This window comes from Halorhodospira sp. 9622 (assembly GCF_022228025.1).
GTDB classification, from domain to species: Bacteria; Pseudomonadota; Gammaproteobacteria; order Nitrococcales; family Halorhodospiraceae; genus Halorhodospira; species Halorhodospira halophila_A.
Window position 1 is genome coordinate 62497 of sequence record NZ_JAJNRE010000014.1, and the last position, 13947, is coordinate 76443.

At 61.6% G+C, this 13947-nt stretch carries 14 protein-coding genes; 11 read left to right on the forward strand and 3 right to left on the reverse strand.

Annotated elements, in window-relative coordinates; all coding sequences use genetic code 11:
• Positions 1 to 13: 13 nt before the first annotated feature.
• The 11 genes from LRG07_RS09250 to LRG07_RS09300 all read left to right on the forward strand — a co-directional run bounded on the left by LRG07_RS09250 (position 14) and on the right by LRG07_RS09300 (position 11343).
• Complete coding sequence (locus tag LRG07_RS09250; RefSeq protein ID WP_238633163.1) at positions 14 to 433, forward strand: hypothetical protein; 420 nt, start codon at positions 14 to 16, stop codon at positions 431 to 433.
• Entirely contained in the window at positions 430 to 2046 is a 1617-nt protein-coding gene (gene mshL, locus LRG07_RS09255) for a pilus (MSHA type) biogenesis protein MshL (RefSeq protein ID WP_238642212.1), read from the forward strand. The genes LRG07_RS09250 and mshL overlap by 4 nt, the downstream gene beginning before the upstream one ends.
• Entirely contained in the window at positions 2024 to 2974 is a 951-nt protein-coding gene (locus LRG07_RS09260; protein ID WP_238642213.1) for a lipopolysaccharide assembly protein LapB, read from the forward strand. The genes mshL and LRG07_RS09260 overlap by 23 nt, the downstream gene beginning before the upstream one ends.
• Before the next feature lie 15 nt (positions 2975 to 2989).
• A complete protein-coding gene (locus LRG07_RS09265) occupies positions 2990 to 4822 on the forward strand; it encodes a GspE/PulE family protein (protein WP_238642214.1) in 1833 nt (610 codons plus the stop codon).
• Between the two features lie 12 nt (positions 4823 to 4834).
• On the forward strand, positions 4835 to 6079 hold the full coding sequence (locus LRG07_RS09270) for a type II secretion system F family protein (RefSeq protein WP_238642215.1): 1245 nt from the start codon (positions 4835 to 4837) through the stop codon (positions 6077 to 6079).
• Between the two features lie 68 nt (positions 6080 to 6147).
• Positions 6148 to 6693 (forward strand): Tfp pilus assembly protein FimT/FimU, encoded by a 546-nt coding sequence (locus tag LRG07_RS09275; protein ID WP_238642216.1) that lies wholly within the window; start codon positions 6148 to 6150, stop codon positions 6691 to 6693.
• Entirely contained in the window at positions 6686 to 7183 is a 498-nt protein-coding gene (locus LRG07_RS09280; protein WP_238642217.1) for a prepilin-type N-terminal cleavage/methylation domain-containing protein, read from the forward strand. The genes LRG07_RS09275 and LRG07_RS09280 overlap by 8 nt, the downstream gene beginning before the upstream one ends.
• Before the next feature lie 34 nt (positions 7184 to 7217).
• Positions 7218 to 7712, forward strand: coding sequence for a prepilin-type N-terminal cleavage/methylation domain-containing protein (locus LRG07_RS09285; RefSeq protein ID WP_238642218.1), 495 nt, complete (start codon positions 7218 to 7220; stop codon positions 7710 to 7712).
• A 36-nt stretch (positions 7713 to 7748) separates the two neighbouring features.
• Positions 7749 to 9476: a pilus assembly PilX N-terminal domain-containing protein gene (locus LRG07_RS09290; RefSeq protein ID WP_238642219.1), complete on the forward strand. Its 1728-nt coding sequence runs from the start codon at positions 7749 to 7751 to the stop codon at positions 9474 to 9476.
• A gap of 110 nt (positions 9477 to 9586) precedes the next feature.
• On the forward strand, positions 9587 to 10627 hold the full coding sequence (locus tag LRG07_RS09295) for a heparan-alpha-glucosaminide N-acetyltransferase domain-containing protein (RefSeq protein ID WP_238642220.1): 1041 nt from the start codon (positions 9587 to 9589) through the stop codon (positions 10625 to 10627).
• A gap of 422 nt (positions 10628 to 11049) precedes the next feature.
• Positions 11050 to 11343 carry a type II secretion system protein gene (locus tag LRG07_RS09300; protein ID WP_238642221.1) on the forward strand — a complete coding sequence of 98 codons (294 nt, stop codon included), beginning with the start codon at positions 11050 to 11052 and terminating at the stop codon, positions 11341 to 11343.
• A gap of 576 nt (positions 11344 to 11919) precedes the next feature.
• Here LRG07_RS09300 and LRG07_RS09305 read toward each other — a convergent pair.
• The 3 genes from LRG07_RS09305 to LRG07_RS09315 all read right to left on the reverse strand — a co-directional run.
• Positions 11920 to 12987: a DDE-type integrase/transposase/recombinase gene (locus LRG07_RS09305; protein WP_201243031.1), complete on the reverse strand. Its 1068-nt coding sequence runs from the start codon at positions 12985 to 12987 to the stop codon at positions 11920 to 11922.
• Positions 12984 to 13370 carry a transposase gene (locus tag LRG07_RS09310; RefSeq protein ID WP_201243032.1) on the reverse strand — a complete coding sequence of 129 codons (387 nt, stop codon included), beginning with the start codon at positions 13368 to 13370 and terminating at the stop codon, positions 12984 to 12986. The genes LRG07_RS09305 and LRG07_RS09310 overlap by 4 nt, the downstream gene beginning before the upstream one ends.
• A 60-nt stretch (positions 13371 to 13430) precedes the next feature.
• Positions 13431 to 13947 (reverse strand): transposase (locus LRG07_RS09315; protein WP_238642222.1); only part of this gene is annotated, 517 nt, incomplete at its 5' end.

The window sequence follows — 13947 nt, forward strand, 5'->3', positions numbered from 1 at the left end:
GCTCGCCGGGTCGGTGCTGGGGCTTGTCATCCTCGGCGCCGGCACAACCGCGGCGACGGCCGGGCCGTTCGATCCGACCCAGCCGCCGGCGATGACGCCGGGTCAGCTCCCGCCGCACCTGCGCGACCGTGTGCAGATGCCCGGCGCCCCCGCGGGCGCGCAGGAGGAGCCGGCCACGCCGGTCCACGAGGATCTGCGCATGGTCATCCAGAGCGGAACGTATCACCCGGAGGTGAACGGATCGGCGGCGTTCTTCCGCGATGCCTGGTACGTGCCCGGCCAGGCCGTGGGCGAGGCCGATCTGTTCGGCACGCGTCGCCACGGCGCCGATGTGGATTACGAGGACGGGCGGCACTACGTGCCGGTGGTCGATCACGGGGTCGAGAAGACCCGGCGCCTGCCCAGGGATTTGCCAGGAGAGAAAGCCAAATGAGCGCAGGGAACCTTCTTCGCCACGCGGCCCCGGTCGCCGCCACCCTGGTGTTGATCACCGGATGTGCCAGCACCAGCGTGCATGACGACGAGGAGCGCGCCGCGGAACGCAGCCAGCAGGCCCAGGAGCGCCTCGATCCACAGGATCGCAGCGAACCCCAGGCCGATGACGGTGAGGCGGTGCCGGAAGAGATCGAGGCCGCGCTCTCCGCGGCACCACCGATCCATCCGCTCGACCTCCAGGCCGAGGAGCCGCGCTTCGACATCACCGCCGACGAGGTTCCCGCGCGGGCCTTCTTCCACGGCCTGGTCGAGGACACCCCGTATAACGTCGTCGTCCATCCGGAGGTGGAGGGCGAGATCTCGCTGAGCCTGGACGACGTCTCGGTCCCCGAGGTGATGGATACCCTGCGCGAGTCCTACGGCTACGAGTACCAGCGTACCCAGGTCGCCTATCTGGTCCTGCCGGCGCGCCTCGAGTCGCGGATGTTCAACCTCGACTACCTCAACGTCGACCGCGAGGGCGACTCGGGCACGCGCATCTCGGCCGGGGACATCACTGATGATGACGATGACGTCGCCGGCAGCCAGCTGCGCACCCGGTCGCATTCCAAGCTCTGGGCGGACATCGAGTCGGTGATCGAGCGGATGATCGCCGACGAGGAAGAGGAGGGTGCCTCGGTGGTGGCCAGCCCCGAGGCCGGCTCGCTGGTGGTGCGCGCCAAGCCGAGCACCCTGGGCCAGGTGGAGCGGTTCATGGACCGCCTGCAGACCAGCCTCAATCGCCAGGTGGTGCTCGAGGCGCGGATCCTGGAGGTGGAACTCCGCGACGAGTTCCAGGCCGGGATCGATTGGGGGTTCGTCGGGCGCATGAGCGGAGAGAACCTGAATATCGGTGTCTCGCCCGGCTCAGGTTTCGGGCTGGATGCCGATGACAACTTCGGAATCGATGTTGCGCGCGATACGCGCGGCTTCGACGGCCTACTGCGGGCCCTGGATCAGCAGGGCGACCTGCAGGTCCTCTCTTCGCCGCGGGTGTCGACGCTGAACAATCAGAAAGCGCTGATCAAGGTCGGGACCGACGCCTACTTCCAGACCGACGTGGACATCGATACCCGAATCAGCGACAACCAGGCGCTGACCGAGGTGGATCCGGAGTTCGAGCCCTTCTTCTCGGGGATCTCCCTCGACGTCACCCCCAACATCACCGAGGAGGGGTGGATCACCCTGCACGTCCAGCCGGCGGTCACCGATGTGGACCAGGTGACGCGCAGCGTCAGTCGCCCGACCGGAGATGGTGGCGATACCGAGGACATCTCCTTCGACCTCGCCCGGATTGATGTCCGGCAATCGGACGCCATCGTCCGGGCCCGGGATGGCGACGTGGTGGTCATTGGCGGTCTCATCGAGGAGCGCGACCGGCAGGTGACCTCGCAGGTGCCGCTGCTCGGCAGTATCCCCTTGCTGGGCTGGTTCTTTACGCAGGAGGAGCAGCGCACGAGCAAGTACGAATTGGTCATCCTGCTCCGCCCGCGCCTGGTGGAAGAAGGGGCCTGGAGCGGCGAAGTCGACAGCCAGATGGAGCGCCTCGATGAGTTCTACAGGCTTCAATAGCAAGCGGCGGATGCGCCGCCGGGGCGCCCGGCTTACCGCCGCGGTGTTCGGCCTCGCCGGCGCCAGCGCGGTCCTGGCGGAGAGCGCGGCGGTTCCCGCCCCGGCAGAGGGGTTGGACCCGGCCGAGGCTGGGTTCATCGAGGAGCTGGCTGACGAAATCCCCGAGGACGAGCTCGACGCGCTGGTTGAGGACGCCCCGGACGGCGCGGCCCGCACCGCAGACGAAGGCGCAGCGGCCGAGCTGGACGAGGCTGTATCCGAAGGGGGCGCCGAAGCGGACGTCGAAGCGGAGGAACAAGCGGGCGCGTTCAGTCGCCGCCCCACCGAGCGCAACCCCGGCGAGCGGGCGCGGGTGCTGGTCGATCAAGCCCGGGAGCACCTGCAGGCCGGGGAGGTCTACGACGCCGCTCGTACCTACCGCCGCGCCCTGGATCTGGATCCGGAGCAGCACGTGGCGCGGCAGGGGTATGCACGCATCCTTGTCGCGAGCGGCCGGCAGGAGCGCGCCCGCGAGGTGCTCCGGGCGGGGATTGAGATCGCGCCCGGGGATCAGGCCATGGCGCGCTTCTACGCCGCTCTGGCCCACGAACTGGGCGACCCCGGGTCAGCCATCGCGGCGCTGGAGCAGGTGCGCGAGGCCGCAGACCGCCCGCCGGGCAGCGTTGAGGCGCAGCTGGCCGGGATGCACCGCAGCGTCGGGCAGCACGAGCAGGCGCTGGCGCTTTACGAGGAACTGCTCGAGCACGAGCCCGTGAACCTGCGCTGGCAGCTGGGCGTGGCCGTGACCGCCGACGCCGCGGGGCGCACGGACCGCGCACGGGCGGCCTGGCAGGCGGTGGTGGATGCCGGCCCGGATCGCGACGAGGTGGCGGGGCACGCACGTTCGCGCCTCGAAGCGCTGGAAACGGAAACCGACGCCGAATCGTAGCGGCAGGAGGGCGCCATGCTGCGCAGGAAGATCCGCCTAGGGGATCTGCTCGTTGAGCAGGGTCTGATCAGCCAGAAACAGCTGCAGACCGCCCTCGAACAACAGCGCCAGAGCGGTGAAAAGCTCGGCCGGCAGCTCATCGACCTGGAGTTCGTCAGCGAGGATCAGATCCTGCGAGTGCTCTCCGAGCAGCTCGAGGTGCCCTGGGTCAATCCCAACGACTACTTCCTGGACGCGGATGTCTCCGGCCAGCTGCCGGAGAACTACGCCCGGCGTTTTGCAGCCCTCCTGCTTGAGGAGACGGCGCAAGACTTCCTCGTCGCCATGGCCGACCCGAGCGACCTGATCGCCTACGACGAACTCCAGCGGGTGCTGCACAAGCCGGTCCGGGTGGCGGTGGCCCGGGAGTCCTCGGTCCGCGAGCTGATCAACCTCGTCTACCGCCGTACTGAAGAGATCAGCAACATCGCCGAGGAGCTCGGCCGCGAGTTCAGCAGCGCCGATGACATCGACCTCTCCACACTGCCGGTGGGCGAGGGCGGCGCCAGCGCGCCAGTGGTGCGCCTGCTCCAGTCGCTGTTCGAGGACGCGGTCCAGGTGGGGGCCTCGGACATCCACATCGAGCCCGAGGAGCGCTCGCTGCGCATCCGCACCCGGCGCGACGGCGTCCTTCAGGAGCAGATCTTCCGCCAGCAGAACATCCACGCCGCGCTCGTCTCGCTGCTAAAGCTCATGTGCGGGCTGAACATCACCGAGCGGCGCCTGCCCCAAGATGGCCGCTTCCAGGTCCGCGTCCACGGCCGCAGCATCGACGTCCGCCTGTCCACGCTGCCGCTGCAGCACGGTGAGGGCGTGGTCATGCGCCTGCTCGACCAGACCGGCGGCGTGAGCTCCCTGGGTGAAACCGGCATGCCGGAGGACCTGCTCCAGCGCCTGCGGCGGCTGATCCACATGCCGTACGGCATGGTCCTGGTCACCGGGCCGACCGGTTCCGGCAAGTCGACGACGCTCTACGGGGCGCTGTCGGAGATCAACCGGCCCGGCGTCAAGATCATCACCGTCGAGGACCCGGTGGAGTATCGGGTGCCGCGGATCAACCAGGTCCAGGTCCGCGAGAGCATCGGCCTGACCTTCGCACGGGTGCTACGCACGACCCTGCGCCAGGACCCGGATATCGTCATGGTCGGTGAGATGCGTGACGAGGAGACCGTGGACATCGGCATGCGGGCGGCGATCACCGGCCACCTGGTCTTCTCCACCCTGCACACCAACGACGCCGTCTCCACCGCCAACCGCCTGCTGGACATGGGCGCTGAGCCGTACATGCTCGTCGCCGCGCTGCGCGCCATCCTGGCCCAGCGCCTGCTGCGCCGGATCTGCACCAAGTGCCGGCAGCCCTACACGCCCAACGATCAGGAGCACGCCTGGCTGCAGAGCGTCTTTGGCGAGGACGCCAGCCGGGTCCAGCTCTACCACGGGCGGGGGTGTCCCTCCTGCAGTCAGACCGGCTACAGCGGGCGGATCGGCGTGTTCGAGCTGCTGGAACTTAACGCCGACATGATCGAGGCCCTGCGCCAGGGCGACCAGTCGGGTTTTGCCGCCGCCTGCGCTGCGGACCCGGGGTACCGGCCCATGAGCCATGTCGCCCTGGACTACGCACAGCAGGGGGTGACCACCCTCGAGGAGGTCTTCCGCGTGCTCGGCGAGATGGACGAGAGCACCATGCGCGACGAGAACCGGGCGGTTCAGGTGCAGGCCGCCGAGGAGAACGCCCACGGGGCGAGCAGCGCCGCCGGGACGGGGGCCGCGCCCCAGGCGCGGCCCTCGGAGACCACTGCAGGGGACTGATCGGGAGGGGGCATGCCGAATTTCCGGTACCGGGGCCGCGCACAGGACGGCCGCGAGATCCAGGGCCGTATCGAGGCCCCGAACCGCGACGGCGCCATTGACGAGGTGCTCTCACGCGGCGTGACCCCGATCGCGGTGGAAGCCGCCGGCGGTGACGGGGGCGGCGGCAGTGGCCTCAACATGGACCTCACCGAGCTGCTTGAGCAGTACAATATCGGGCAGAAGGTCACGCTCGAGGAGCTGGTTACGTTCGTCCGCCAGCTCAGCGCGCTGCTCCACGCCGGGGTGCCCATCATCCGCTGCCTGCGCGGGCTGGCGGAGAGCGGCAGCAACAAGCGCCTGAACCGGGCGCTGGAGGAGATCGCCGCCAGCCTGGAGAGCGGCCAGTCGCTCAGCCAGGCCATGGGGCGGCACGACGACATCTTCCCGACCCTGCTCATTGCTATGGTGCGCGTCGGCGAGGACTCCGGCCAGCTGGAGGAGTCGCTCAATCGCATGGCCGAGAACCTGGAGCAGGAGCGTGTCACCCGGCAGCGGGTCAAGCAGGCGCTGCGCTACCCCACCTTTGTCTTCATCGCCATCGCCATCGCCCTGGTGGTCGTTAACATCTTCGTCATCCCCGCCTTCAGCGACATCTTCGAGCAGATGGGGGCGGATCTTCCCACGGCCACGGTCGCGCTGATCACCACCTCCGAGTTCATGGAGGAGCAGTGGCTCTACCTGCTCATCGGGGCCGTTGGGGCCTACTTCGCCGCACGGGCCTACCTGCGCTCGGAAAACGGCCGCTACCTCTGGGACCGATTCAAGCTCCGCTTGCCGGGGATCGGCAAGATCCTGCAGCTGGCGCTGCTCGCCCGCTTCGGCCGGACCTTCTCGATGGCCGTGCGCTCCGGCGTGCCGTTGCTGCAGGCGATGGACTCCGTGGCAGAAGCCACGGATAACGCCTATATCGGAAGGGGCATTCGGACGCTGCGCGACGGCATCGAGCAGGGCGAGAGCCTCCACCAGGTGTCGGTGCGCAGCGGGCTGTTCACCCCCCTGGTGCTTCAGATGCTAGCCGTGGGCGAGGAGACTGGCCAGGTGGCAGACATGATGGATCAGGTGGCCGATTTCTACGAGCGCGAGGTCGAGGCGGACCTGGAGAAGCTGTCTTCCTACATCGAGCCGTTCGTCATCGGCTTCATCGCCCTGCTGGTGTTGGTCCTGGCCGCAGGCATCTTCCTGCCCATGTGGCAGTTGGGGACCGAAGCCCTTTAGGGGGCCGTAGTCCCGTCAGCGGAAAGACAGTCCGCCCCCCGGGCAAGCCGGGGGGAATGAGGTAGACCATGAAAAACGAAGTGCCGCGCCTTCCATCGGCTCCGCATGCCCCGGCCCTCCGCCGGCGGCAGCGGGGCGTCACGCTTGTTGAAATCACCCTTGTTCTCATCATCGCGAGCGTACTCGTCGCCATCGCTGTGCCGAACTTTGGTGGGGCGCAGGAGCAGCTAGAGCTCGAGGAGATCGAGAGTCGTTTGGTCTCCGATCTGAGAATTATGCGCCAAGCAGCGATGGGCTGCGGCGGTGTTGATCCGAGCGACGGAGACGAGTACCCCGCTTTCAGTTTCGATGGTGATGGCTGGAAAATTGAAAGCAATGATTGCTCCGCGATACCAGATCTGAATCGAGATAGTATGGGGGGCGGCTTTCAAATCAGCGGAGATGATGCTTTTTCTTTTGAGTACCCGTTCGGACAGCTCTCGTCCGACGACGATCAGGTGATCACCCTATCGGATGACGAAGCCTGTATAGAGGTTTCTATAAGTGCCGAGTCCAGCGGTTTTATGACGGCAAGGGGTGTGATGGCGAACGGCGAGTGTGGCGCGAATGATTAAGATTACGGGCAGTGTTCATAGCCAGCAGTCGGGGTTAACCCTTCTGGAACTCATAGTCGCAATTTTAGTGCTTAGCTTTGCGATGGCTGGACTATCGGCGGTCTACCCGCTGTTTCAGTCTCTTGACGATGTCGAAGAAGTAGATCGCTTTGCGCTCAAGGCACAAGGCTGTGCTGAAATCATTCTTGCGTGTTATCGGGTCTCCGGGGCAGACGCGCTCGGAACATGCACTGGAAATCTAAACCAGACTGTAAATGACATTGATGGTTTTCTCGACTCGTGTGATATCGACGATGGGACGGAAACCGGAGATGAACTTGATATCTATCGTTATTGTGGCGGCAGCGTTGATGCAAATGATCGATCAAACGTCGCCTGTAAAGGCGAAGATGAATACACAGTTTTTAAGATTGGAAGTGACGCCGAAAGCTTTGAGTTAGGTCCAATTTACTTCGGGGTTCCGAGCGATCTGAGCCCAAGCGGAAACTAATACGAAAAATGCGATATTACGCGAGATTAGAGCAATGAGCGTAAACGAACAGCAAGCACTTGTTAGAGTGGGTACCCAAAAAAAGGATTTGGGTTTTACCCTCCTGGAGTTGGTTATAGTGCTTGCCCTGTCATCCGTATTGGCCGTTTTGATAGCGCGACCTTTGGCCTCTGTCTTTGAAACTCGAGCATTTTTCCAAGATGAAGTTGCTGCGAGGGAGGAGCTGAATTACGCGCTTCAGCGGATGAGCCGTGAGGTTAGGATGGCAAACGACGTTGACTGCAACAGCGACTCCTTCGTTATTAAATACGACGAAAACGAGGACACGACCTGGGAGATGTCGAGCGCGGGCGTCATAGAACGCAACGGCGCCTTATTTATCGAACAGGACCCTGGAGATGATTTTCGCGTCGTGGGTCTGGAATGTGAAACGTACGAGATCAGTGGCAGCGGTCGGGACCTTAGCGAGATCGAGTTCGAGCTTGCTACTGGTGACATTTTGGGGACGGTCGTAGCGCCGCGTAACTAGTTTGCAAGAGCAACCCGCACCGGGCGGAGAAAAGCCATGAACCGAAATAGTGTACACCACAACGCGTTATTGAACAGCGAGCGTTATCAGCGCGGGGGCGCGCTGATCATCGCGGTATTTGTGCTCGTTGCGGTTTCGACGATTGTAGTGAGCATCACTCAGCTTGTAAGTGGCCGTGCCGAGACCAGTAGCGCTCTTTTGGAAGATACGCGCGCTTTCTTTGCCGCGGAAACCGCATACCAATTCTTCTGGGATGGTGGCAATGGCAGCTTCGATGATCTTTTAGATGATGAGTTTCCATCTGGTCAGGACAGCCCTGTCCGGCTAGGACGAGAGCGTGGGAGCGGTGTTGGTGAAATTTATTTCATCGGCTACAGTGAAGATTCTGTCGATTCTGATGTACAGCACTATATCGTAGGTGAGATTCCGGTTCGCTATTCGCTCAGTTTCTTTAGCCAGTTGCTGGATGAAAATGTTGACTGCGCTCAGGATGTTGATCTTGGCCAAGTGTGCCGAGGCGACCCGCTTTGGGAGGAAGTGGCGAATCAAATACAGCAGGGTTTTGATGAGTTCGAAGACCCAGTACGTTTTGAGATCGAAGCGAAGGACGATTTTCCTGAGCCCGGGAGTGATGGTTGTCCTAAGGGGAAGTGTGAACATGTAATCGATAATAGGTGCTATCCTTGCGCGGAAAATGAAGAGGGCGAGGATATTGTCTTTGCGCCTAATGAATTGCGGATTCCGGAGAATTATTCTACGGAGTTTGCGGGTGTTTTCCAAGATGATGGTGTCCGTTTTGGTGAAGCGGTGACCTTTGCGCCTCCTGATGAGACCGGTGACCATACGGAACTTAACATTCTCTTTGACTCTCATTTTGCCGATGATATACGTGGTGATATCCTGTTTTCGGAGGATGTCCGTTTTGGTGACCCCACCATGGAAAATGGTGAGCTGGACGTTAATTTTGTCATTTATGGTGTGATGAGAGATGCCGACGATTGGACAGCCTTAGAATTTGAGGGCCGGACAGCATTCCTTGGTGATGTGGGGTTCTCGAATGAGCGGTATGCGGAGATAGCGGACGAACGCGGACATGCGTCGCTGCCTAACGACCCGAAAGAACATTTTACAAGTGGAATAGGTCTGGGTTCTGGGTCTGATTACGCAGAGCTCCATTATGCTTCATATACGTTTCATGACGAAGTGTATATAGGAGGAGGTATCGACTGGCCGGTGGTCGAGGATATAGGTAGAAGCCGAGACACAACGCAAGCAGGGCGCTACTCTGGAGTTAACTTCTTTGGTGATGTTAATTTTGAGGATTATGATGTACCCGATGTATATGCTGGCGTGACAGAAGAAGAGTTTTTGGATCAGAACCAGAATCCCTTTTATGCCCAGGAAAACGATATCGAGACCCAACGTTATGTCGATTGCACGGAGTGTCAGTCGGAGGGAGGCTCTGGTAAAAATGGGGGTGGGGAGACATACAATCCTAATGATGGTTGGTGTGATATAGAAGATACGTGCAATGAAGGTGGTGAGAAGGAAAATGTTGTCCACCCAGAATCAGTCAATACTTATGTCGGGGGTCTTCCCCGCGATAAAAATGACTACGAAGAGTGGGCTGTATTCGCCGAGGGCCACCAGTCTCGTTTTGGCAGCACTCGGAATGATTGGGTAGATAAGGTCCCGGATCATAAAGAATATCCAGAATCTGCAGAGGTAGAGAGATGGCGCTATCGGGGGGGGGCGGCTAAATAAAGGTAGCTGTTGCGCGCAAGCTGTTTGTGCGTATTGTGTAAAAGTGCCAGGATCATTAAAAATGACACCGCCAATGATGTTTTGGGCGGTGGTGGCGGGGTAAGCAAAAGGTGGAAAGCACGAATCGTGATCCTGTTATTGACTCCGCCCGGGGGATCGCGATTCTCGTCATGGTATGGGTGCATGCCGCGCCCCGCCTGGGTGAAGGAGTTTTAGGGAGCGTTGCATGGGGTGCACTTTGGCTAGCTTTTGGTTTCGCACTCTTGGCCGGAATGACAACTGCCTGGGTTTTGAAGAAGAGGGAGCGGGCGCGGAAGAAGCTATTTGTACGTGGTGCGCTACTGATTGTCCTAGGTGGGGTTCTTCAGGAGGTGGCGCGCCATGCGCCTTCTTTTGAAATTCCAGTAGTCTTACATACACTCGGCGCTCTATTGATTTTATCAGCGGTAGTAGGGCCGATCCCGCAGCGTCAAGTTTTGTTTGGTATTATGGGTGCGTTTTTTGTCGCATCCCTCGGGTGTTTTTTTCTCGCGATTTTTTTCGGTTGTGTTTGTGTGTGCGATACTCCGCCAGGGGTCATAGACCCGCTTAGCGCTGGCGCTAGTGGGGTTGTCGAAGCTGCATTTGGTCTCGTCAGCAAGGGATTCTACCCGCTTGTGGTCTGGATCATACCATTTCTTATTGGGGTTGCAATCTCTGAAGTGAGGTTGGGTGAAACGTACGAAAGACTGCGTTTGTTTATATTTGGCGGTGTCCTGGTGCTGCTAGGCCTCGGTTTTGAGTGGTTGGCGGGACAGATGGGTTGGCCGATTAGTGTAGGTGACGCTCGGCTTGTCCCGTGGGAGCTTTCCGTATTCAGAGCATCGGTTTCAACGATGGTGGTCATGTGCGGGCTAGCATTGATGATCCCCTTTGTTTACTGGCCGCTGTATTCACTTTTTAGATTGGATCGGTTTGTGCTGGTTGGTCAAGCGGCGCTAGCTGTCTATATCTTTCATTTGTTGGTGTTGTGGGTCTGGCCAGAGTTTTTATATGAGCACACAGTGGTCGGATGGGCGAGCGCCTTTATTATTGTTATTTTGTCCGCGTATTTTGGAAAGTTCTGGGCTGGTGTTAGTCTCCGGATGAAAAATATCAAAAATTCGCAGTGAATTGTAACGAAGCATAGTTCTTGGTGGTGTCGTGCTCCGTGTAATCCTTTGGCAGAGAGCGGTTAATCGCCGCTGGCTCAATATTGCTCGGCTAAAGAGCCGGTTGGCATTTCGTCTTTTGAGCACGTTCATGAGTCCGTAGCGTCGCTCTGACGGCATTTTGAGGTTGTTCTTGTAGGGGGGGGGTCCTGTTTCATCTCTCTCGTGAGCCTTCGGCGCTTGCCTTCGCCGCTTCACCGCCCGTGCCGAGCACGTTGGTCAGATGATCGCCTTGCCGGGTCTTGGGTGATCCATCTACGCGACCCAGCGAGGAACGCGAAAAGTGGGCCGGGACGTGTAAACCGGGGTATACTTGCGCCTAGAGATACGCGTCCCGGCAAGTGCGTGGAGCACGGTGTGGTGGGCGGCGCGAGGGGGAGGTGGTGACAAAAGTAGGCAGGGGGGGAGGCGGCGGGTACACCCTCATCGAGATCGTTCTCGTCCTGGTGATCCTCAGCATCGTGGCCGGGATGGCCGCTTCCGGCCTTGGCGGTTCGGCTGGCGCTGCGACGGTGATGGAGGCGCGGGATCAGCTGATGTCGGATCTGCGGGCCGCGCGTTCACGCGCGATGGTTTGCGGGTTCGAGGATGGGGCTCGCGAGGTGGATGTCGTGCTGACGGGCGGCGGCTGGGAAGTGGATGGCGAGGACTCCCAAGTTAAACAGCCGCGCGTATAACCCATTGATGCGCCAGGAGTGCGCTTTAAATTTGGCACTACGGACTACTGTTCGCTTGAGTCGGCGGCTTCACCTCCAGTTCTTGAGGGGGCTTTGGGGGCGCCCGCTGGGTCGACACCTCGGTGTGGGCCCATGTCGATGCCTGAAGTTGCATCTGCATGGCTTCTAGGGCCACTGAAACGCATCTCCGATGCTCGACTCCAGGCGTTCGACGCACGTGGCTTCACATTATGCCGCGGTTCTCTCCGGACCAGCAAACTAATGCGATCAAAGTTTGGCACTACAGCGTCTCGCCGGGTTCGGCGCGATAAGCCTCTGATGATCCAAGAAACAGACCGCTCTGACCCGGGGTCAAACGGCCGTTACCTGTTTAACTTGGGAGGACTGCCCCGGGGGCGGTCATAGGCAGCGCACACTTGCGGACGGGGTGTCGCTGAGTCCGTCCGGGGAGACCGTGACCTACCGCTACCCGAACGGGGATCTTGCGGCGAGCACGGATATACGGCTGAGGCTCTCGGGGGATCGGGGGGCGGAATGTGTCAACCTTTATCCGACGGTTGAGGCGATTTTTCCTGATTACGGTAAGCCCACGCTGGGCACCTCCACGGTTGGGGGTTGAGTGGTCAGCTGCTCATCGGGTCCATTGAGCAGTTCCTCGGCGGTGGTCTGGTGTGCATCAGCGTTGATGGTGACCACTGACTGCGGCCGTTTGGCCTTTGGCGGGCCATTGGGGTAACGGTTCCGGTGCGCCGCGTAATGGGCGTCTAGCGCTGCCTGCCGCCGACTAGCGACGCTCTCCACGAGGCCGTGGAAGACGTCGTAGGGGGTGAATCCGGCCAGGCCCTCGTGGGGCCGGTGCTGGTACTCCTGCATGAAGGCACCGGTCCACTGCCGGGCATGCCCGATGTCTGCGAACCGGCCCGGATAGCCGGGGCTGTACTTGAGGGTCTTGTTGATCGCCTCGCTGAAGGCGTTGTCGTTGCTCACCCTCGGGCGCGAGTAGCTGCGCCGGACGCCGAAGGCATCGAGGAACTCTCGGTAGCTGTGGGCGATCATCGGCGCCCCACGGTCTTGGTGGACGATCAGCTGCCCCGGCTCAATGCCGTAGCGCTGCAGCACGCCGTGGAATAGGTGCCGGGCAACCGCGGCGTTCTCCTTCTGGCTGATCAACCAGCCCAGCGGGAAGCGGCTGAACAGGTCGATGACCAGGTAGAGATTGAGGTAGCGCCGCGGCTGCGTGGTGGGCAGCTTGGTGATGTCCCACGTGGCCACAGCCAGGGGACGATCGGCGACCAAACGCGGCACCGCGTGGCGTTGAGGCGGGCGCTGATTGCGCCGCTCGGTTGTCTCCCCGGCAGCACGCAACACCCGGTAATAAGTCGAGAGCGAGGCCAACAGCCGTCCGGCGTTGAGCTCTTTCGCGTGGACCACCCGGGGGCCGAGATCCTCGTAGTCGGGGCTGTGGAGCTGGTCCCGAATCGCCTGCTTCTCCGCCTCGCTGAGGGCATTCGGCTGTACGCCTTTCTTCGGTGACGGTGGCGATACCCGCCGGTTCCGGGGATATGTACCGGTACGCGAAAGGCCCAGCGCGTGACAGGCACGGCTGCGCGGCAGCTCCGGGGGACGCTGCTCGAGGCACCTCATAGCGAGTTCTCGCTGTCTTGGGTCTCCTCGACCAGCGTCAACAACTTTTTTTGCAGCGACAGGCACTCCTCTGCCGAGTGCAGCCGCTTCTGCAGACGTGCGTTCTCCCGCTCGAGCTCCTCGATCCGTCGCTCTCGCGGGTCTTTGGGCTTGCGACCGCCGGATTTCGGCTCCAGGCCCTGTTCGCCCTGCTCCTTGAGCGTCTTGCGCCAATTGGCCAGCTGGGCGCCATAGAGCCCCTCACGGCGCAGCCAGGCGCCTTTCTCCCCCCGGGGGAGGTTGTCATACTCGGAAAGCAGCCTGCGCTTCTCAGCAGCAGAGAACTGCCGGCGCGTGCGCCGCTCCAGCTTCGGGTCGGTTACCACTTCGGTGTCTACGGCCATTGCTCTGATCTCCTGGGCGCCCTGTCCTACGTTATACAGGTTTCTCGGCCGCCTGTGTCGTCAGACAGGTTGACACCCAGGGGCCTTGAGCCGCCAGGCGCGGGCGGTCTTCAGTCGTGTCCGCGACAGGTAATGGAGATCGGTGAGCTGCTTGAGCGTGTGCCGTGCAGCGTCCTTGAGCCAGACCCAGCGCGTGCGCCTGAGCGCCGGCTCGATGCGCACCTCGGCGCGGCGGACCTCGTCGACAGCCTGGTTGGCCAGCTGCACCACGTGGAAGGCGTCGAAGGTAATCGCGGCCCCAGGCAGATGCTTCTGCACACCGGCGATGTAGGCCTTGCTCATGTCGATGCAGACCGCCTCGATCGCATCCTGATCGCCACCGTGGCGGTGAAGATCGGCCACAAAGGCCCCGACGGTCGACTGATCGCGTCCCTGACAGGCGAAGAGCAGGCGGCGGGCATCAAGGTCCTGGAAGACGGTGATGTAGTTCTGCCCGCGCCGCGAGGCCGTCTCGTCGATGCCGACAGCGCGGACGCTGCCGAAGTCCTCTTGGGCACGGGCAATTTCGACGTAGTGA

Excerpts from the sequence above, each read along its gene's own strand:
- LRG07_RS09305 (WP_201243031.1), bottom strand. The coding sequence starts at position 12,987 with ATGAGGTGCCTCGAGCAGCGTCCCCCGGAGCTGCCGCGCAGCCGTGCC.
- LRG07_RS09285 (WP_238642218.1), top strand. The coding sequence starts at position 7,218 with ATGAGCGTAAACGAACAGCAAGCACTTGTTAGAGTGGGTACCCAAAAA.
- LRG07_RS09265 (WP_238642214.1), top strand. The coding sequence starts at position 2,990 with ATGCTGCGCAGGAAGATCCGCCTAGGGGATCTGCTCGTTGAGCAGGGT.
- LRG07_RS09310 (WP_201243032.1), bottom strand. The coding sequence starts at position 13,370 with ATGGCCGTAGACACCGAAGTGGTAACCGACCCGAAGCTGGAGCGGCGC.
- LRG07_RS09260 (WP_238642213.1), top strand. The coding sequence starts at position 2,024 with ATGAGTTCTACAGGCTTCAATAGCAAGCGGCGGATGCGCCGCCGGGGC.
- LRG07_RS09270 (WP_238642215.1), top strand. The coding sequence starts at position 4,835 with ATGCCGAATTTCCGGTACCGGGGCCGCGCACAGGACGGCCGCGAGATC.
- LRG07_RS09290 (WP_238642219.1), top strand. The coding sequence starts at position 7,749 with ATGAACCGAAATAGTGTACACCACAACGCGTTATTGAACAGCGAGCGT.
- mshL (WP_238642212.1), top strand. The coding sequence starts at position 430 with ATGAGCGCAGGGAACCTTCTTCGCCACGCGGCCCCGGTCGCCGCCACC.
- LRG07_RS09280 (WP_238642217.1), top strand. The coding sequence starts at position 6,686 with ATGATTAAGATTACGGGCAGTGTTCATAGCCAGCAGTCGGGGTTAACC.
- LRG07_RS09275 (WP_238642216.1), top strand. The coding sequence starts at position 6,148 with ATGAAAAACGAAGTGCCGCGCCTTCCATCGGCTCCGCATGCCCCGGCC.